The sequence below is a fragment of the Pararhizobium mangrovi genome, assembly GCF_006516965.1.
GTDB classification, from domain to species: Bacteria; Pseudomonadota; Alphaproteobacteria; order Rhizobiales; family Rhizobiaceae; genus Pararhizobium_B; species Pararhizobium_B mangrovi.
In genome coordinates this window covers 90179-107972 of record NZ_VHLH01000007.1, presented here as the reverse complement: position 1 = coordinate 107972, position 17794 = coordinate 90179, and the positions used below count along the sequence as shown (strand labels likewise).

The 17794-nt window shown below is 63.0% G+C and carries 16 protein-coding genes; 10 read left to right on the top strand and 6 right to left on the bottom strand.

Features of this window, described 5'->3' with window-relative positions:
* The first annotated feature begins 130 nt into the window (after positions 1-130).
* From FJU11_RS05980 to FJU11_RS05965, 4 genes are all read left to right on the top strand, one after another.
* Positions 131-886, top strand: coding sequence for an SDR family NAD(P)-dependent oxidoreductase (locus FJU11_RS05980; protein ID WP_141166124.1), 756 nt, complete (start codon positions 131-133; stop codon positions 884-886).
* A 12-nt stretch (positions 887-898) separates the two neighbouring features.
* Positions 899-1969 (top strand): ABC transporter ATP-binding protein, encoded by a 1071-nt coding sequence (locus FJU11_RS05975; protein ID WP_141166123.1) that lies wholly within the window; start codon positions 899-901, stop codon positions 1967-1969.
* A 152-nt stretch (positions 1970-2121) separates the two neighbouring features.
* On the top strand, positions 2122-3180 hold the full coding sequence (locus tag FJU11_RS05970) for a D-TA family PLP-dependent enzyme (RefSeq protein WP_141166122.1): 1059 nt from the start codon (positions 2122-2124) through the stop codon (positions 3178-3180).
* A gap of 28 nt (positions 3181-3208) precedes the next feature.
* Positions 3209-3700 (top strand): hypothetical protein, encoded by a 492-nt coding sequence (locus tag FJU11_RS05965; RefSeq protein ID WP_141166121.1) that lies wholly within the window; start codon positions 3209-3211, stop codon positions 3698-3700.
* A 70-nt stretch (positions 3701-3770) separates the two neighbouring features.
* Here FJU11_RS05965 and FJU11_RS05960 read toward each other — a convergent pair whose 3' ends face one another.
* From FJU11_RS05960 to FJU11_RS05940, 5 genes are all read right to left on the bottom strand, one after another.
* Complete coding sequence (locus FJU11_RS05960; RefSeq protein ID WP_141166120.1) at positions 3771-5213, bottom strand: amidase; 1443 nt, start codon at positions 5211-5213, stop codon at positions 3771-3773.
* A gap of 46 nt (positions 5214-5259) precedes the next feature.
* Positions 5260-6348, bottom strand: coding sequence for a Gfo/Idh/MocA family protein (locus tag FJU11_RS05955; RefSeq protein WP_141166119.1), 1089 nt, complete (start codon positions 6346-6348; stop codon positions 5260-5262).
* An 82-nt stretch (positions 6349-6430) separates the two neighbouring features.
* A complete protein-coding gene (locus FJU11_RS05950; protein ID WP_141166118.1) occupies positions 6431-7606 on the bottom strand; it encodes an ABC transporter substrate-binding protein in 1176 nt (391 codons plus the stop codon).
* Positions 7607-7695: 89 nt separating this feature from the next.
* The gene (locus tag FJU11_RS05945) at positions 7696-8544 is read right to left on the bottom strand and encodes an ABC transporter permease (RefSeq protein ID WP_181408064.1); all 849 of its coding nucleotides are present in this window, start codon (positions 8542-8544) and stop codon (positions 7696-7698) included.
* Between the two features lie 12 nt (positions 8545-8556).
* Positions 8557-9375: an ABC transporter ATP-binding protein gene (locus FJU11_RS05940; RefSeq protein WP_141166117.1), complete on the bottom strand. Its 819-nt coding sequence runs from the start codon at positions 9373-9375 to the stop codon at positions 8557-8559.
* 298 nt (positions 9376-9673) lie between these two features.
* Between FJU11_RS05940 and FJU11_RS05935 the strand changes: the two genes are divergently transcribed.
* The 6 genes from FJU11_RS05935 to FJU11_RS05910 all read left to right on the top strand — a co-directional run bounded on the left by FJU11_RS05935 (position 9674) and on the right by FJU11_RS05910 (position 16618).
* Positions 9674-10627 (top strand): MurR/RpiR family transcriptional regulator, encoded by a 954-nt coding sequence (locus FJU11_RS05935; protein WP_235890839.1) that lies wholly within the window; start codon positions 9674-9676, stop codon positions 10625-10627.
* Positions 10628-10698: 71 nt separating this feature from the next.
* Entirely contained in the window at positions 10699-12513 is a 1815-nt protein-coding gene (locus FJU11_RS05930; RefSeq protein ID WP_141166116.1) for an NAD(P)/FAD-dependent oxidoreductase, read from the top strand.
* A gap of 453 nt (positions 12514-12966) precedes the next feature.
* Positions 12967-13980 (top strand): ABC transporter substrate-binding protein, encoded by a 1014-nt coding sequence (locus tag FJU11_RS05925; RefSeq protein ID WP_141166115.1) that lies wholly within the window; start codon positions 12967-12969, stop codon positions 13978-13980.
* A 12-nt stretch (positions 13981-13992) separates the two neighbouring features.
* Positions 13993-14991, top strand: a complete 999-nt coding sequence (locus tag FJU11_RS05920) for an ABC transporter permease (protein WP_141166114.1) — start codon at positions 13993-13995, stop codon at positions 14989-14991.
* Positions 14988-15728: an ATP-binding cassette domain-containing protein gene (locus FJU11_RS05915; RefSeq protein ID WP_141166113.1), complete on the top strand. Its 741-nt coding sequence runs from the start codon at positions 14988-14990 to the stop codon at positions 15726-15728. Before FJU11_RS05920 ends, FJU11_RS05915 begins: the two co-directional genes overlap by 4 nt.
* Before the next feature lie 164 nt (positions 15729-15892).
* Positions 15893-16618, top strand: a complete 726-nt coding sequence (locus tag FJU11_RS05910) for an SDR family oxidoreductase (RefSeq protein WP_141166112.1) — start codon at positions 15893-15895, stop codon at positions 16616-16618.
* Between the two features lie 96 nt (positions 16619-16714).
* Here the strand turns inward: FJU11_RS05910 and FJU11_RS05905 are convergent, their stop codons facing one another.
* Entirely contained in the window at positions 16715-17740 is a 1026-nt protein-coding gene (locus tag FJU11_RS05905; RefSeq protein WP_141166111.1) for a LacI family DNA-binding transcriptional regulator, read from the bottom strand.
* Positions 17741-17794 lie beyond the last annotated feature (54 nt).

The window sequence follows — 17794 nt, the reverse complement described above, 5'->3', positions numbered from 1 at the left end:
CTTTTACATCACGGACCATAAATCAAGCGGTTTCTGGAAAGCGTGTTGCCTTGTTACACAAATCTACGCATGCTGCGTTTTCGTTCGTCTTCGGCAGGAAGAGCGAGCGTGGCGAGCGGGAACCGACGGCATGGTCGATCTGGACGGCATGAGGGTCGTGATAACCGGGGCGGCCGGGGGACTTGGCCGCGCTTTGGTGACGCGCCTCGCCGGGTTCGGCGCCACCGTCGTCGCGTGCGACGTACCCGAAGCCGACCTTTCCGATCCCGCAATCGCGGAATGCGAAGCCTTCGACCTTACGGATGCCGAAGCCACCGAGAAGGCTGCCGCACGCATCCTTCGGCGTGGTGATGTCGACGCGCTCGTCTCGAACGCCGGCTGGACGCGGGCGGAGACGCTGAACCTGGTCGACGACGCGTCTTTCGACCACGAGATCGATATCAATCTCACCAGCGCCGCCCGACTTTCGCGCGCGTTCCTGCCAGCGATGCGAAGCCGCTCTTCGGGCGTCTTCGTCTTCGTATCGTCGGTCAACGCCCTCGCCCATTACGGCAATCCGGCCTATTCCGCCGCAAAGGCCGGGCTTCTCGCCTGGATGCGCGCTTTGGCTGGCGAGGAGGGTCGCCATGGCATCCGGGCGAATGCCGTCGCGCCCGGTTCGATCCGCACGGCGGCCTGGGATCATCGGCTGGCGCGGGATCCGCAGATCGTCGAGAAGGTTTCCGCCCTTTATCCGCTGGAGCGTCTCGTCGAACCGGACGAGGTCGCCAACGCCGTGGCCTTTCTCGTCTCTCCGCTCGCAAGCGGCATAACCGGCGCGACGTTGCCGGTGGACGGCGGGCTTACGGCGAGCAACATGCGCTTCATCGAACAGATCATCGGTTAGGACCCCGGACAAATGGCCGACCTGCAACTGACAAACGTCGCCAAGCGCTTCGGCCCGGTGAACGTCATCGACGATCTGTCGCTATCGGTAAGGAACGGCGAGTTCCTGGTCCTCGTCGGCCCATCGGGCTGCGGCAAGTCGACGTTGCTGCGCATGATCGCGGGGCTGGAATCGATCTCCGGCGGAGAACTCGTCATCGGAGGCGAGCGCACCAACGACGTCTCGCCGCAAAACCGCAACATCTCGATGGTATTTCAATCCTACGCGCTCTTTCCCCATATGAACGTGCGGCGCAACATCGACTTCGGCCCGCGCGTGCGCGGCGAGACGTCGGAGACGATCGAAAAGGGCGTGTCTCGCGCTTCGAAGATCCTCAATCTCGGCGACTATCTCGATCGGCGGCCGGCCCATCTTTCCGGCGGGCAGCGGCAGCGCGTGGCCATGGGCCGCTCGATCGTTCGCGACCCGAAGGTCTTTCTCTTCGACGAACCGCTTTCCAACCTGGACGCCAAGCTGCGCGTGCAAATGCGCACCGAAATCAAGGCTTTGCACCAGCGCCTCGGCTCGACGATCGTCTACGTCACCCATGACCAGATCGAAGCCATGACGATGGCCGATCGCATCGTCGTCATGAATGGCGGGCGCATCGAGCAGGTCGGCACGCCGCTCGAACTGTACGACCGTCCGGCCAACCGCTTCGTCGCCGGCTTCATCGGCGCGCCGGCGATGAGCTTTCTGGACGGCCGCTACGAAACGGATGAGAACGGCGAGCGTGTCGTGCTGACGAACGGCGCGGTGGTTCCCGTAGCGCCCTGCTCCGCGGAAAACGGCGAGGCCGTCGCGGTGGGTATCCGGCCGGAAACCTACGTGCGCGACGAACAGGGGCCGCTTGCGCTGACGGCCGAAGTGGTCGAGCCGACCGGGCCGGAAATCCACGTGTTCGGACATATCGCCGATACCGAGGTTCGTGCGGTCTTTCGCGACCGCCTACTGCCCGAACCCGGCGAAACCATCCGCCTTTCCGTGCCGAGCGAACACGTGCATCTCTTCGATGCCACGAACGGCGTACGCCTCGGGCCGTGAACCGAACGATCGGCGCGGCAAGCGGTGCCCCTGTCGATTTCACCGAACGGGTTGCGGTCCGGTTGAAACGGCGTCGCTCTCGCAGAATGCACGTCATTGGCTTAATAGCTCAGACATTCACGACCTGAGTACGCCGACCGGGAGCGAGCCGAATGAACATCGAAGACATAGAAACGCCGGCCGTCCTGGTCGACTGCCGCATCGCCGAGGCGAACCTCGCGCGCGCCCAGGCCTATGCGGATCGCCACGGCCTGCCGTTGCGCCCGCATATCAAGACGCACAAGCTGCCACGCTTTGCCCTACGTCAGGTAGAGCTCGGCGCGATCGGCATCACATGCCAGAAGATCGGCGAGGCCGAAGTGATGGCCGACGCCGGGCTCTCGGACATCTTCATTCCCTATAACATTCTCGGTGCGCGCAAGCTTGCGCGTCTGGCCGAGCTTCACCGTCGCGTCACGCTCTCGGTGACTGCGGACAGTGCGGAAACGGTGGCCGGCTACGCGGACGCTTTCCGCGATGCGGATCATCCTCTCGCCGTTCTCGTGGAGTGCGATACCGGCGCGCGACGATGCGGCGTCGCCTCGCCTGAAGAAGCGCTGCAGCTCGCCCGCCGGATCGATGCAGCACCCGGCCTGTCCTTCCAGGGACTGATGACCTATCCGCCGCGAAACGGCGCCGAACAGGTGAACGACTGGCTCGCAAGAGCGAAGAACCTGCTCTTGTCCGAGGGGCTTCCACCCGTACGGATCTCGAGCGGCGGGTCGCCCGATCTCTACAGTGCCGCCGAGGTCGGTGTCGCCACCGAGCATCGCCCGGGCACCTATATCTATTCCGATCGAATGCAGGTCTCGTTCGGTCTGGGCACCCTGGACGATTGCGCCCTGACCGTCGTGACCACCGTCGTCAGCCATCCGACCTCCGACCGCGTGGTCCTCGACGCCGGCTCCAAGGCGCTCGCTGCCGACACCTGCGCCGAGCCCGGCCATGGCTACATAACGGCCTATCCGGAAGCCGTCATCACGGGTCTGAGCGAGGAGCACGCGATCGTCGACGTGAGCCGGTGCGCCCGCACCCCCCGCATCGGCGAAAAGGTCCGCGTCGTCCCGAACCACGCATGCGTCGTATCGAACCTTTTCGACACCGTTCACCTGACGGCGGACGGAGAAACGGCGGAAGCCGTCCCGGTCGCCGCGCGCGGTCGCCTCCAGTAAGTTCCATTCATAAGCGAAGAGAGACGCGATGCTCTACGATACGAACCCCTTTCCCGAGGCCGATGCCGATCGGCACGCGATCTGGGAAATGCTCGTCAGCCGCGACATCGAAGCCTTCGTGACCAGCGACTGGTCTCTGGTTCAGGACGACTTCGCGGCCGACCGCTTTTTCGGCGTTCACGGCCATTTCCTCTCGAACCCGGACTCCTGGCGCCTGTCCTTCCCGACGCTCGATGCCTATCGCGACGAATGGCTGCGCCAGAGCAAGGAGACCGCCGACATCGTCTTCGCCGAGCCGCTTCGCGAAGCACTCTTCCGTGTGACGAACATGCGGGACATCGACATCAACGGCGATCGCGCCCTCGTTCACAAGAAGTTCGACGGAACGCTCGAACGGGCGAACGGCGAGACAGAACGCCTGAACTGGCAGACGCTTTATTTCTGCTCCCTGATAGACGAGCGATGGAAGATAACCGGCTTCGTCGGCTACATCCCGCACCCGCTGTCGAAGAACGGTTGACCGCTTACCATTCCGCTTTTCGGTGAATCGGCACGTTGCAAAGCTTGCGCCATGAAGACGGTCCCGATGGTTACGCGCTCACGGGCGGTCTTCGTTCCGCCCAAGGCAATTCCTGCTCCAATACGCTCGACGTAGCGAGCGCGGTCGCTTCGTCGCCGTAGCGGCCGACGAGTTGGATACCGATCGGTACGCCGGTTTGCGACATGCCGACCGGCAGGGAGATCGCCGGCTGTCCTGAGATATTGAAGGGAAACGCGAAGAAGGAATCGCTCCATTTCGCGTTGTAGCGATCGATGTCGGGTTCGGACATATCGTAGTAGCCGACTGGCCGGGGCAACTGAGTCAGGGTCGGCGTCATGAAGATGTCGTAGGCTCCGAGGTCGCCGACGATGCCCCTCCCCGTCGTTCGCAGTTCCTCGACGTCGGTAATATGATCCACGCCGCCGATCGATCGGCCTCGTTCGATGATCGCCCACGTCACGGGCTCGACGTCGTCCTCGCTCACGCGTCGCCCGACGAGCGGTGCTAGCCAGTCGAACATCGCCGCGGTCTGCACGCAGGTCATGCGCGTATAGACCGCCCAGGCCCTTTCCGCATCGAGGGCCATGTCGTGTTCCTCGACGTCGTAGCCGAGCTTTGCCAGCGTGGACGCTGCGGCAAGAACGGTGGCCTTCACCTCCGGATCGATCGAGCCGCCATTCGGTGGGGTGACGGAATAGCCGATGCGTAGCGTTTTCGGAGGCCGACGCGTGAGTTCGGCCCATGGCATCTCCGGCGTAAACGGCGTGTACGGGTCTCCCGGCAGCGCACCCGCCAGAGCGTCGAGATAGGCCGCGGTATCGCGTACGGTTCGCGTGATGGCGAGGAAATAGGCGCCGCCATACCAGTAATCGCCGAGCGGAGCGACGCTCACCCGTCCGCGTGAAGGCTTGAGACCGACGGCCCCGCAACACGAGGCCGGAATCCGGATCGAGCCCGCGCCGTCGCTCGCCTCGCCGATCGGAATCATGCGCGAGGCGACGGCCGCGGCCGTGCCGCCGCTCGAGCCGCCCGCCGTCACGTCCGCCGACCAGGGATTGCGCGTGGCGCCGTACATCTTCGGCTCGGTTGTGATCGACCAGCCGTTTTCGGGTGCATTGGACTTGCCGACGAGCACCAGACCGGCCCGTTTCATGCGCTTTACGGCTTCGGTGTCGCTCTGCGCCACGAGGTCCTGAAAGTACCGGGACGCATTGGTGACCGGTGCACCCGCCCATTGCGATGCGAGTTCCTTGAGAAGAAACGGTACGCCGGCAAAGGCAGCCCCGAGATCGACGGTCTTCGCCTGCTCTCGCCCCATGTCGTATAGCCGGTGAACGACGGCATTGAGTTCCGGGTTCAGACGTTCGATCACCGTGACGGCGGCCTCGACCAACTCCTGCGGCGACACCTGCCCGGTCTGCACGAGCCCCGCCAGATCGAGAGCGTCGGACTGCACATATGTTTCGACCAGACCGTCGCTACCGGATGCCATCTTCGATCGTCCTCCCTTCCCTTCGCGTTCCGGGGATTTTCCCGGATCAATTCAACTCGATCGCCTTTTCCTCGAGAATGCTCCGCTCGGCGGCCAGCACGATCCGCAGGCTGTCGACGGCAGCATTCATCGATTCGGACAGATCGAGATCCTCCCTTATCGCGCGGAGGAAGAATTCCTGCTCCCGGTCGCAAAGGTCCTGATGGCCGGGCTCGTCCTCCATGCTGAGCAGCGTATCCTTCCTGGCGAAGTTCTTGTCCGCGTCCAATTCCGCGTAATGGATCTTCAGCGCATCGGTCTTCGTATGCCGGTTGATGTCGGCCGAATCCGAAAGCTCCTCTTCTTCCCGCCCGCCCGCATCGGATTGTCCGGCGACGATCGAGACCGCACCGTTGGGGCCGACGACATCCTTCACGAAGTAGGCCGTCTCGCTCATCATCGGTCCCCAGCCGGCTTCGTACCAGCCGACGGATCCGTCATCGAACGTCACGTGAAGATGGCCGTAGTTCTGCTTGCTCGCTTCGTTCCACAGCTTGGCGCCGATGCCGTGGACGCGCACCGGCTTTGCGCCGGTTAACTGGCACATGACGTCGACATAGTGCACGCCGCAGTCGACGATCGGGATCAGCGAGTCGATCAGGTTTTTATGCCAATGCCAGGCGGGCCCGCTGCTCTGCTGGTTCAGGTTGAGCCGCATGACCAGGGGCTTGCCGAGCGTCCGGCCCATCTCGATGAACTTGATCCAGGAAGGGTGGACGCGAAGGATATAGCCGAGAACCAGCTTGCGATTCTTCTCGCGCGCCAGCGCGACCACCCTTTCGGCATCCTCCACCGTCGTGGCGATCGGCTTTTCCATGAAGACGTGGCAACCGGCATTCATGGCCCGAAGCGCGTAGTCGACATGCGTGTTGGGCCACGAGTTGATCGAAACGGCATCGGGCTTCGTCTGCGCGATCGCGTCGTCGAAATCCTCGAATAGCGGATAGCCCGAGAGCTCCTCGGGTATCGCCCTGTCCTTGATCGACCTGCTCATCAGACCGACGATCTCGAAACCTTCCAGCCTATGATAGGCGCTGGCATGGGACGCGCCCATGTTGCCCAGGCCTACGACGAGAACCTTCACCTTGTCAGGCACCACTGAACTCCCGGCTTGTGGTTGGCAGTTGGTCGAAGCATCCCGATACCGCCCGCCCCATCGAGGAACGGGCGGTCCCGCGCTAGATCGCCTGGTCGTAGAGATGCTGCCTGATCTTATCGATATCGACGGCCTGCATATCCTTGGACAGTTCGTAAGACCCGGCGTCCGACTTCACCTTGTCCTTGTCGAAGTCGTTCGCGCCGGCGATGAGTTCGTTGGTAAGCACGTCTTCGGCCTTCACGTCCTTGGTGATCTGGCCGATGTCCTTCAGGGTGTCGAAGAAGGCCTGCCAGCTCTTCATGTCGTGCGCACCCCACCCCTCGCGTTCGGCCATATCGCCGCGGAACACGTGGATCTGTTGCAGGATGGAGGTGGTTCCGATCTCGGGACCGAGGTTCTTCGCCAATGTCGGGAACTTGTCGAAGACGATCTCGACCGAAGCGCGCGGGTTCTCGTAGCCGAACTGCAGCCCCATGGCCCAACCCCGCAGATAGCGCTCGATGTAGGCCTTCTTGTCGCGGTCGGCCATGTCCGACTTGCGCACCACGAAGGTATTGGCCGGGAACTTGGAGTTCTGCACGCCGAGCCAGTATTCGAAGTTGAGGCCCTTGGCGACCCATTCGGCCCGCAGGCCTTCCCAGGAAAGGGCGGCATCGCCCTGCCCGCTCTGGAGAGCCGTGCCCCAGGCAGGCCAACCGGCCTCGACATACTTGACCTTGGAAACGTCGACGCCCTGGGATGCCAAAAGCGGATCGGTGATGGACTGCCAGGCGGCCGACCCGAGAAGGATGGTCTTGCCTTCTAGCTTCTTGAGATCCTTCGTGCCTTCGCCCTTGCGGAAGGCGAAGCTGAACGTATCGAGCGCACCCTCGTTGAAGACGGAAATCAGATCCATGCCGTTCTGGATGGAGAAGGAGTAGACGCCCGGCGACGGAAAGCCCATGTCGGCCTGACCCACGTCGACGAACTTCACGGTTGCCGTACCATCGGACGGACCGGGCTGCATCTCCGTCTTCATGTCGCCGAAATAGCCCATCTTCGCGGCAGACCAGTAGGCATAGTCGTCGAGCACTTCGAGCGTGCCGCGCGGCGATATCCATGTGAACGTGTCATAGGCGGCAGCCTTGGCGGGCCGGACGAAACCCGATGCGCCGAGCGCCGTCGCGGTGACGGCGCCGGCTGCCGAAACCTGGAGGAAATAACGCCGGCTCATTCCGGCCTGCACGGTCTTCTTCACGCCATCGTCACGCGTCATCGCATTGTTCCCTCTGTGTTTGGCCTGTCGCCTCGATACCGATCCTCACGAAAGTCCGTGGACGCCGCCCTTCATGCAGGACGGAATGGCTATGCCTCCCAGCTCGCCCACTTCTTTCCGATGAGGAAGAAGATCGTGTAGATAAGAATGCCGAGAGCGGAGAGGATCACGACCACGGCAAAGAACTGCGGCATCTGGATCATCGAGGAGTAGGTCGTGAGCCGATTGCCGAGGCCAAACCCGCCGCCGACCATCTCCGCGCCGACCGCCGTCAGAAGACCGAAGATGGCACCGATCATCAGGCCCACCAGGATCATCGGCAGCGCCATCGGCGCACGGATCTTCCAGAACATCTGAAGCGTATTCGCGCCATAGGATCGAGCGAGCGCGATCTTCGCGCTGTCGACCCGGCGAAAGCCCGTGGCGGCGTTGATCATCACCATCGGACCGGATGCGAGCGCGACCACGATGATGCGCGGCGTATAGCCGAAGCCGAAGCGCAGGATCAGGAGCGGGACGAGTGCCAGCATGGGCGTCGTAACGAGGATGAGAATGTAGGGCGCGACGATTTTCTCGGCGAAGGGAAACTGCGTGATGACGGCCGCGAGGATCAGTCCGACGCACGCACCGATGGCAAAGCCGCCCAAAAGCTCGACCAGCGTGTCACCGAGATGCGGAAGGATCAGCGGAAAGTCCGTGAACAGCGCGTAGGCGATCGCGCTCGGCGTCGGCATGATGTATTGCGGCACGTTGAAGAAACGCAGAGCAAGTTCGATACCGCCGATCACGACGACGGCGACACCCAGGATGGCAAGGACTTCCTTCGCAGACGCCATTCCCGAACCACGGGAGAACGCCGACAGGTTGGCAAGGCTCGCCTCTCCGCCCTTACTGGCGCCACCCTTGCGAAACTCCGGGATCGTTTCTGAGCTGTCCACGATTGCTTGTCCTCAACTGGTCGCTTCGCGCTGCGGGGCACTGCCGTTCAGTCGGCTTTCACGCTCGCCGACGATGTCCCTCTTGATCGCGTTCGTAAGGTCGAAGACCTCGCGCGTCGCCATCACCTCCGAAGAGCGGGGGCGTTCGAACCGCACGGGATATTCCCGCGCGACGCGGCCCGGCCCGCCGGTGAGGACGATCACGCGATCGGAGAGGAAGATGGCTTCCTCGATGCTATGGGTAATGAAGACGATCGTCGTCCGGGTATCGAGCCAGATACTTTCGACGAGCCGGTTCATCTCTTCGCGCGTGAACGTGTCGAGGGCCCCGAATGGCTCGTCCATGAGCAGAACGGAAGGCTTGAGCGCGAGCGCACGCACCATCGCGGCGCGCTGCTGCATGCCTCCGGACAGTTCGCGCGGATACTTGCCCCCGAACCCATCGAGGCCGACACTATGCAGCAGATGCTCGATCCATTGGCGATCCGGCCGTTCGCGCTTGATCTCGAAGGGAAAGCGGATGTTCGCATCGAGGTCGCGCCAGGGAAGCAGGTTGGCTTCCTGAAAGACGATGCCGATATCCGGATGCGGCCCGGTGATCTTCTGGTTGTCGAGCATGACTTCGCCCTCGGTCAGCCCGTGCAAGCCGGACATTGCCCGTAAGAGCGTCGTCTTTCCGCAACCCGACGGGCCGACGATGGAGACGATCTCGTTTCGGTGGACATCGAGGCTGCAGTGCTGCAGCGCCATGAAGTCGCCGGAAGCGGTGCGATACACCTTCGTCGCCGCCTTTACGGCGAGCTTGGGAGATCTCGAGACGGTGACGTTCATGCGCACCTCTAAAGGCTCGCGGCTCTGTTCGAAGTTCGCCGTTCTTTCGGCAATCTAGTGACTATATCACCTGGACTGTCAAGCGAGAGCTGCGCCAACACAGACGCGAAAGTATGCAGTCGACCGAAAGGCCTGACTAACAGGACTTCTATACGGTCCAGCGCCATGTTAGTTTGCAACACGGTGGCCGCCATGTTCGTCTTGCTGTTTTTTGTGCTACTCGAAAAAGGATTGTTTCAGCGGACTGAAAAGCAAACTGATGGATCGCCAGCTCGAGTCGTGAAAAAGGGGTCGTTCCGTGACCGATGTGGAGCAGGAGCAGATCGGCGATGTGCAGGAAGCGCATGAAGAAGCGAAAGAACTCCTGCGCGCCAAGAACATTCCCGACCTCATTTCGCAGATCAAGGATGCCTATGCCAACCTGCGTCCGGCCGAGCGGCGCGTTGCGGAGGTCGTCCTCGACGACGTAAAGTTCGCAGTCGAGGCTTCGAATGCAGCGCTGGCACGCAAGGCCGAGGTGAGCGAGCCTACGGTGACCCGCTTCTGCCGCGCGATCGGATGCGACGGCGTGCGCGACTTCAAGCTCAAGCTCGCGCAGAGCCTCGTCGTCGGCGCGCTGTTCCTGAAAAAGTCGGCACGGGCGCACGAAGACCATACGATATCGTTCTGGAGCGCGGTGTTCGGCAAGGCGCGCCAAGCGCTCGAAGAAGCCGAAAAGCAGATCGGTCCCGCGGCCGTGGAAAAGGCCGCGACCCTGATCGCCGGCGCGCGGCAGGTGGTGGTGTTCGGCCTCGGCGGCAGTTCCTCGGCATTGGCGCAGGAGACGCAATATCGTCTGTTTCGCTACGGGGTGACCGTCGGTGCCCACAATGACCCCTACATCATGCGCATGACGGCTTCGGCTTTGAAGCCGGACGATCTGGTGATCGCCATTTCTGCGACCGGGCGCACCCGCGAGGTGATCGAGGCAGTCGAACTGGCCAAACACTACGGTGCGAGTACCATCTGCATCACGGCGCCGAACACCGATCTCGCCTGCGCTTGCGACGTCGGGCTGACGTTGAAGATCCCGGAATATCCCGACACGCTGAAGCCGACCGCATCGCGCTATGCCTTCCTGGCGACGATCGACCTTCTTTCGGTGGCCGCCGGATACAAGCTCGAAGGCACGGCACGCGAGACATTGCGGCGCATCAAATACAACGTGCTCAACCACCGCAAAGGCAAAGAGATGGAGCCGCTGGGCGACTGAAACCGCGGCTTGCCGCGTCGCGGTCGCGAAGCGAATGGCCGATCCAGCGTGATACAAGGGGAACACCGTCGATGCTCGATACGAAACCGTCCAAGCAGGCTGCGGCCTGGCTCGAAAGCTTCGCCCGCGCGCTCGAGACCGCCGACGTCGAGGCTGCGCTCGATCTCTTTCGGGAGGAGTGTTACTGGCGCGACCTTCTGACCTTCACATGGAACATCAAGACCATGGAAGGCAGGGAAGCGGTTGCCGACATGCTTCGTGCCACCCTGCCCGCCGCACGCCCGTCGCATCTGCGCATCGACGGCGAACCGACGGTCGACGGCGAGACGATCGAGGCCTGGTTCACCTTCGATACGCACTCGGCCCACGGTCGCGGCATTTTCCGCCTCAGAGAAGGCCGCTGCTGGACCATGTTCACGATGATGGACGATCTGAAGGGGTTCGAGGAGGCGAAGGGCGTTCGCCGCCCCCTCGGCGTCCAGCATGGGGCCGATCCGGATCGCCGGACATGGACGGAAGCGCGCCGGCGCGAGCAGCAGGAACTCGGCCGCACGCGACAGCCCTTCTGCGTCATCATCGGCGGCGGTCAGGGCGCGATGGCGCTTGGCGCGCGTCTCAAGCAACTCGACGTTCCGACCCTCATTCTCGAAAAGAACGAGAGGCCGGGGGATTCATGGCGCAACCGATACCGTACGCTCGTGCTGCACGACCCGGTCTGGTACGACCATATGCCCTATATTCCGTTTCCGGAGCATTGGCCCGTCTTCACGCCCAAGGACAAGATGGGCGACTGGCTGGAGATGTACGCCAAGGTCATGGAACTCGACTACTGGACATCGAGCGAATGCGTGCGGGCAGCCTTCGACGACGAGACGAAGACCTGGACGGTCGAGGTCGACCGCGACGGCGAACGCATCGTCCTCGAGCCCAAACAGCTCGTCTTCGCGACGGGCGCCTACGGTCCGCCGCGCGAAATCGATCTGCCCGGCGCCGACGACTTCGACGGTGAGATCCTGCATTCGAGCCGTTATTTCGACGGAGACCGCTTTCGCGGCAAGGCGTGCGCGGTGATCGGCGCTGCCAGTTCAGGACACGACGTCAGCGTCGATCTTTGGGAGCGCGGCGCCGACGTCACGCTGATCCAGCGTTCGCCGACGACCGTGGTCAAGTCGGACACGCTGATGGAACTGGCGTTCGACGTCTATTCCGAGCATGCGATCGAGCGCGGCATTACCGTAGATATCGCCGACATCAAGGTTGCTTCCACGCCGTTCGCCGTCCTGCCCGAGAGCCAGAAGGCGCTCTACGAGACGATCCGAACGCGCGATGCGGATTTCTACGAGCGGCTTCAGGACGCCGGCTTCGCGATCGATTTTGGCGACGACGAGACCGGACACATGATGAAGGCGTACCGCACGGGATCCGGCTATTACATCGACGTGGGCGCGTGCGACCTGATCATCGAGGGAAAGATAAGGGTCAAAAGCGGTTCCGGTATCGCGCGACTCACGCGGTCCGGTATGGTCATGGAAGACGGCGAGGAGATCAGGGCCGATGCGATCGTGTCGTGCATCGGCTATCATTCGATGCACGAGACCGTCGCACGGATCGTATCGCGCGAGACCGCCGATCGCGTAGGCCCGTGCTGGGGGCTCGGCTCGGGCACGAAGCATGATCCGGAGCCCTGGCACGGCGAGTTGCGCAACATGTGGAAGCCGACGGCACAGGAAGCCCTGTGGTTTCACGGCGGCAACCTTGCGCTGTCGCGCTTCTATTCGAAGATCCTCGCCCTGCAGCTCAAAGCGCGCATGGAAGGCGTCGACACGCCGGTCTATCAGCCGCCGGGCGACGCAGTTTCCGCATCGCCGTCCCTCAACGCAGCATGAGCGGTACGAGCGCTTGAGACTGGAGGGTATGCGCGATCCGCAAGACGCGGCCGCACTGGCCGAGGGCACCCATACGGCGCATCACGACGCATTGACGGTACCTCGGTCGCCGCTCGTTGGAGAAACGGTTGTCCACAGTCGATCGTCGTGAACCGAACCGGGATCGTGCGTTTCCATGCGATGCCGTGCCCCAAGCCAATCGCCCGGCCGGGGCGCAGCCGCACCGGCGCCATCAATTGACGCGCGTAAATAATGCTCCCATCCAGCTCGATTTTCGTGGCCGGATCTTTTGGTGCGTTTGTCGAAAAGTCCGCATGTGCTGCCATCGCCCCGCTTCTCGCCGCCGTTGACCTCGACCCAGCCGCGCAGAGGGAACACGGCGCAGTTGACGCGGGTAAATTTCGGCGACACACTCCATGTCGGGCCGTCTGGTCCGATCTGTGGGAGGATATCATGCGATACAATTTGCAGCGTGCCGCTGTCGCGGCCGTGTTGGCTCTTGGAATGTGCGCGCCGGCCATGGCGCAGGACAAATCATCCGACGCGCAATCCGCCAAGGTGCCGAAGAACGTCCAGATAACGCTTATTCCGGGCCTTACGACCGATCCGTTCTACATCACCATGAATCGCGGAGCACAGCTCGCGGCGAAGGCGCTCGGCATCACCGTAAACTTCCAGGGCGCCGAGGAATTCGATCCCGTCCTGCAGACCCCGGTGCTCGACGCCGTCATTGCCCGGCATCCCGACGCGATCCTCATCGCGCCGACCGATACGACGCAGCTCGTCGATCCGCTGAAGCGCGCGAGCGACGCCGGCATCCCCGTCGTGACGCTCGATACCTACATCGGCGACGGCAAGTACCAGGACGGATCCGGCGACGGCGACTTTCCGCTTTCCTACATCGCGTCGGACAACGAACTCGGCGGCCGCGTGGCGGCAAGGGCCATGGCCAAGCGGATCGGCGACAAGGGAAAGGTCTACGTAGCGCACCTTCGTCCCGGCGTTTCGACCATGGATCAGCGCGAGAAAGGCTTCAAGGAGGAGCTGAAGCAGAACCATCCCAACATCGAGGTTCTGCCGACCCAGTACAACGACAACGACGCCTCGCGGGCGGCATCCCAGTTCCAGGCGGTGCTCGCGCGCAATCCGGACATCAAGGGCGTGTTCGGCGCCAACCTGTTCTCTGCAATCGGTGCGGCGAACGGCGTGGCGGCCGCCAACAAGAGCGACGACGTGACCGTGATCGGCTTCGACGCGCCGCCGAGCATCGTCAACGACATCAAGTCCGGCAAGATCGACGCTACCATCGCCCAGCACCCCGCGGAGATCGGGTACTACGGCGTCATGACGGCCTATGCCATTCTCGCCGGCCAATCCGTTCCGACCAAGATCGGCACGGGGTTCACGGTGCTGGATTCCGACAATGTAACCGATGACGCCGTTCAGAAGTTCATCTACTCGGAATAAAGGTCCAGGCGGATGGCAAATACCAACGGGGCTTCAGTTCTGAAGCCCCTTCTCAACGCGTGGTCCTGGCTGTTCCTCGCGATCATTCTCATCTTCTTCGAGATCTACGCGCAGACCGAGGTCGGTGCCACCTTCCTGTTCAGGGTCTACTCCATCCAGGCGATCCTGACGGCGGCATCCCAGATCCTGCTTCTCGCGCTCGGGCTGACCCTCGTCGTCGTGGCGGGTCATATCGACCTTTCGATCGCCTTCAGTTCGGGCTTCGCGGCCGTCGTCATGGCGCTCGTCATCCGTCTCGGCGGCATGGATTCCGGCTTCCTGATCTTCCTGGCCGGTCTCGCCGCAGGCATCGGTGCGGGTGCGATCGTCGGGTTGGTCAACGGTTGGCTGATCGCACACATCAACGTCCCGAGCTTCATCGGCACGCTCGGAACCTACGGGATCGCCCGTGGCGCGGCCTTGATCGTGGCGGGCGGTGCCGTCGTCTCCATCCAGAACGACTCGGCCCGCGTGTTCGGAAACGGCACCGTGGCGGGCGTTCCCCTGCCGGCGATCATCGCTGGCGTGCTCGCGCTTTTCTGCCACTACGTGCTGACGCACACCAAGTTCGGCGTCCACACCTATGCGCTCGGAGCGAGCCGCGCATCGGTCGAGCGGGCCGGCGTCGACGTCAAACGCCATTTGATGATCCTCTTCGTCCTGTCGGCCGTCACGGCGGCCGCCGGCGGACTGGTCTACACCGGACGCTTTTCGGCCGGTGCGGCCAATGCCGGAGAGCCGATCCTGCTCTACGCCGTCGCCGCCGTCTTCATCGGTGGCGCCTCGCTGACCGGTGGACAGGGAACCATCATCGGCACGGTCATCGGCTCGTTGATCATCGCCGTCATCCAGTTCGGCCTGGTCTTCAGCGGGTTGCCGCCATACTGGCAGTTCATCGCCGTCGGCCTCGTCATCATCGTCGCGGTGGTCGTCGACCAGTCCAGAGATCGCTTTTCGGGAAGTCAGACATGAGCGCGTTGCTGGAAGTCGACGGCCTGAAGAAGCGCTTCGGCGGAAACGAGGCCGTGAGCGGCGTCTCCTTCGACGTTCATCCCGGCGAATGCGTCGTCGTCGCCGGGGACAACGGGGCGGGAAAGTCGACCGTCATCAAGATGATTTCCGGCGTCTATACGCCGACGGCCGGCGAAGTCCGTTTCAAGGGCGAGAAACTGACGGGAAAATCGCCCGAGGCGGTGCGCGCGGCCGGGCTCGAGACGATCTATCAGGATCTCGCGCTGGCCGACAATCTCGATCCCGGTCTCAACCTCTATCTCGGCCGCGAGAAGATGCGGCGGGTCATGGGCATCCCCGTGCTCGACCGGAAGACGATGCGCAACGACGCCGCCGCCGTCATGAAAAGCCTCGGGATCGCCCTGCCCGATCCCAGCGCGGCCGTGCGCGAGATGTCGGGCGGACAGCGTCAGGCGATCGCCATCGCACGGGCGATCCATTGGAAGGCGCAACTCGTCATCATGGACGAACCAACGGCAGCCCTCGGCGTGCCCGAGCAGCGCGAGGTGATGGCGCTGATCGAGCGGCTGAAGACGCAGGATGTCGGCATCATTCTGATTTCGCACAATCTGCCCGACATCTTCGCCGCCGCCGACCGCATCGTCGTACTCGCCCGCGGCAGGGTCGCCGGTACGCGGATGCCTTCCGAGACGAGTGACGAAGAGATCGTTCGGCTGATGATGGGCGCAAGCGATTAGGGCACGCCGGCGTGAACTGCGATGGATAGGACCGGGTCGCCGGCGCATGCTTGTAATGACCTTGCTCGCCCGTGCCGCGAACATGCCTTCCAGCCAGTGCTTTTCCGAGACGGCTTGCAACGCCGCATCATCAATCGAATAACGGAAACGAGGAGGCCACGACGATGTCCTTTGATCAGGGAGCGATACTGGTAACGGGCGCTTCGGGAGGAATTGGTGCTGCGACGGTGAGGCACCTTCGCCGCGAAGGAGCCGACGTAATCGCGAGCGGACGCAATGTCGAAAAGCTCGACGAGCTTGCGAACGAGACCGGCGCACGGGCTCTGCCGTTCGATCTCAAATCCGAAGAAAGCGTGCGCGACGCCCTTCAGGATCTCGATCTCTGGGGAGTCGTCAATTGCGGCGGCTTCGGAGGCGAGATCGCGACGCCGATGGAAACCGACATTTCCGTCTTCGACGAGGTGATCGCCGTCAATGCGCGCGGCGCGCTTCTGGTTACGAAATACGCCTCGAAGAGCATGATCCGGCTCGGCAAGGGCGGCGCCATCGTCAACGTTTCGAGCCAGGCAGCACTCGTCGGCCTCAGGGGTCATATCTCCTATGGATCTTCGAAGGCCGCCCTCGACAACATCACGCGGGTCTCCGCGCTCGAACTCGGCGAATACGGCATTCGCGTCAACGGCGTTCATCCGACCGTGGTGATGACGGAAATGTCCGCATTCTACTGGGGTCGCGAGGACATCGGCGGCCCTTTCCTCGAAAAGATGCCTCTCGGCCGCTGGGCGACGGAAGAAGAGATCGCCGCCCCGATCGCCTTTCTGCTGAGCGACGGGGCATCGATGATCTCCGGCGTCTCGCTTCCCATCGACGGCGGCTATACCGCCGTGTGAGCCCTGCGGGTGACGGCGGGCGCGGAGCCGGCGAGCATCGCTCGTGTCGGAAACTCCGAACGCACGCGTTTCCGACCGGTACGGCACCGCCTGCGTTCAGGCGGAACGTCGCAGGACGAGACTGCCCTTCAGCCGCCGTTCCTGAATCCGCTCTCCGCCCGGCCGCTCGGGGCCTTCGACCCGGGCGAGAAGAAGATCGAGGCTTTGTGCCGCGAGCTGCTCGAAGTTCTGCGCGACGGTGGTAAGCGGCGGGCAGGTGTAGCGTGCCATCGGATGGTCGTCGTGCCCCGCGACGCGCAACTGGCACCCCTCCTCTACCCCCACCCGGACGTTACGCGCACACGCCGCCGCGAGGACGCCGATCGCGAGGCGGTCGTTGGCACAAAGCACCGTACGGGTCGGGAATCCGCCATCGTTCATGACCGCTTCGGCGCTCCGGTAGCCGATCTCTTCGAAATCCCATCCGTGCGTGGAGGGCGCAAGCAGGATCGGCTCGGCGCCTACCTCTTCCATGGCGCGCCGATAGCCTTCGCGGCGCTCTTCGGCATTCGCGTTGACGGACGGCATCTCCAGGAAGCACGGATGCTCGCCGGAACGGTGCAGATATTCGACGATAAGGGCGATGCTGTGGGCATTGTCGGTGCCGACGAAGGGAAGCTCCGTGTCCCGTCTGCTGTCGAGGAGCACGATCGGGATCGTTTCGGCAAGACGTGAAACCGCATCGTCGCGCGCCTCGTTGCCGAGAAGCGCGAGGATCGCGCCGGCAAGCCTGAGCGAACGCAGCGTGCCGAGCGCGCGCGCTTCGAGGTCCGGCGAGCCGTGGGAACTGAGGACGATCGGCCAGAAACCCGCATCGATGCACCGAAGCTCGATCTCGCGTACCAGCTCGGCATAGAACGGATCCGTCATCTGGGGAACGACGATCCCGATCGTCTTCGGTCGTTCCCGGTTCTGATTGATGGCGAAGAGGTTCGGCCGGTAATCGAAGACCGAAAGCGCATCCTCGATGCGCGCCCGCGTGCTCGTTCGCACGCTTGCTGGATTGTGGAAATATTTCGACAGCGTCGGGCGCGAGATGCCGCATGCGACCGACAGCTCTTCCATGGTACGCATTTTCTGCATTTTTTTATCCGGCACCCGGAACGTCCGTTCGATCCGCTTCCGTTAGACGACAAA

Coding starts and splice junctions, on each gene's coding strand:
- FJU11_RS05980 (WP_141166124.1), top strand. CDS start 131: ATGGTCGATCTGGACGGCATGAGGGTCGTGATAACCGGGGCGGCCGGG.
- FJU11_RS05975 (WP_141166123.1), top strand. CDS start 899: ATGGCCGACCTGCAACTGACAAACGTCGCCAAGCGCTTCGGCCCGGTG.
- FJU11_RS05970 (WP_141166122.1), top strand. CDS start 2,122: ATGAACATCGAAGACATAGAAACGCCGGCCGTCCTGGTCGACTGCCGC.
- FJU11_RS05965 (WP_141166121.1), top strand. CDS start 3,209: ATGCTCTACGATACGAACCCCTTTCCCGAGGCCGATGCCGATCGGCAC.
- FJU11_RS05960 (WP_141166120.1), bottom strand. CDS start 5,213: ATGGCATCCGGTAGCGACGGTCTGGTCGAAACATATGTGCAGTCCGAC.
- FJU11_RS05950 (WP_141166118.1), bottom strand. CDS start 7,606: ATGACGCGTGACGATGGCGTGAAGAAGACCGTGCAGGCCGGAATGAGC.
- FJU11_RS05940 (WP_141166117.1), bottom strand. CDS start 9,375: ATGAACGTCACCGTCTCGAGATCTCCCAAGCTCGCCGTAAAGGCGGCG.
- FJU11_RS05930 (WP_141166116.1), top strand. CDS start 10,699: ATGCTCGATACGAAACCGTCCAAGCAGGCTGCGGCCTGGCTCGAAAGC.
- FJU11_RS05925 (WP_141166115.1), top strand. CDS start 12,967: ATGCGATACAATTTGCAGCGTGCCGCTGTCGCGGCCGTGTTGGCTCTT.
- FJU11_RS05920 (WP_141166114.1), top strand. CDS start 13,993: ATGGCAAATACCAACGGGGCTTCAGTTCTGAAGCCCCTTCTCAACGCG.
- FJU11_RS05915 (WP_141166113.1), top strand. CDS start 14,988: ATGAGCGCGTTGCTGGAAGTCGACGGCCTGAAGAAGCGCTTCGGCGGA.
- FJU11_RS05910 (WP_141166112.1), top strand. CDS start 15,893: ATGTCCTTTGATCAGGGAGCGATACTGGTAACGGGCGCTTCGGGAGGA.
- FJU11_RS05905 (WP_141166111.1), bottom strand. CDS start 17,740: ATGCAGAAAATGCGTACCATGGAAGAGCTGTCGGTCGCATGCGGCATC.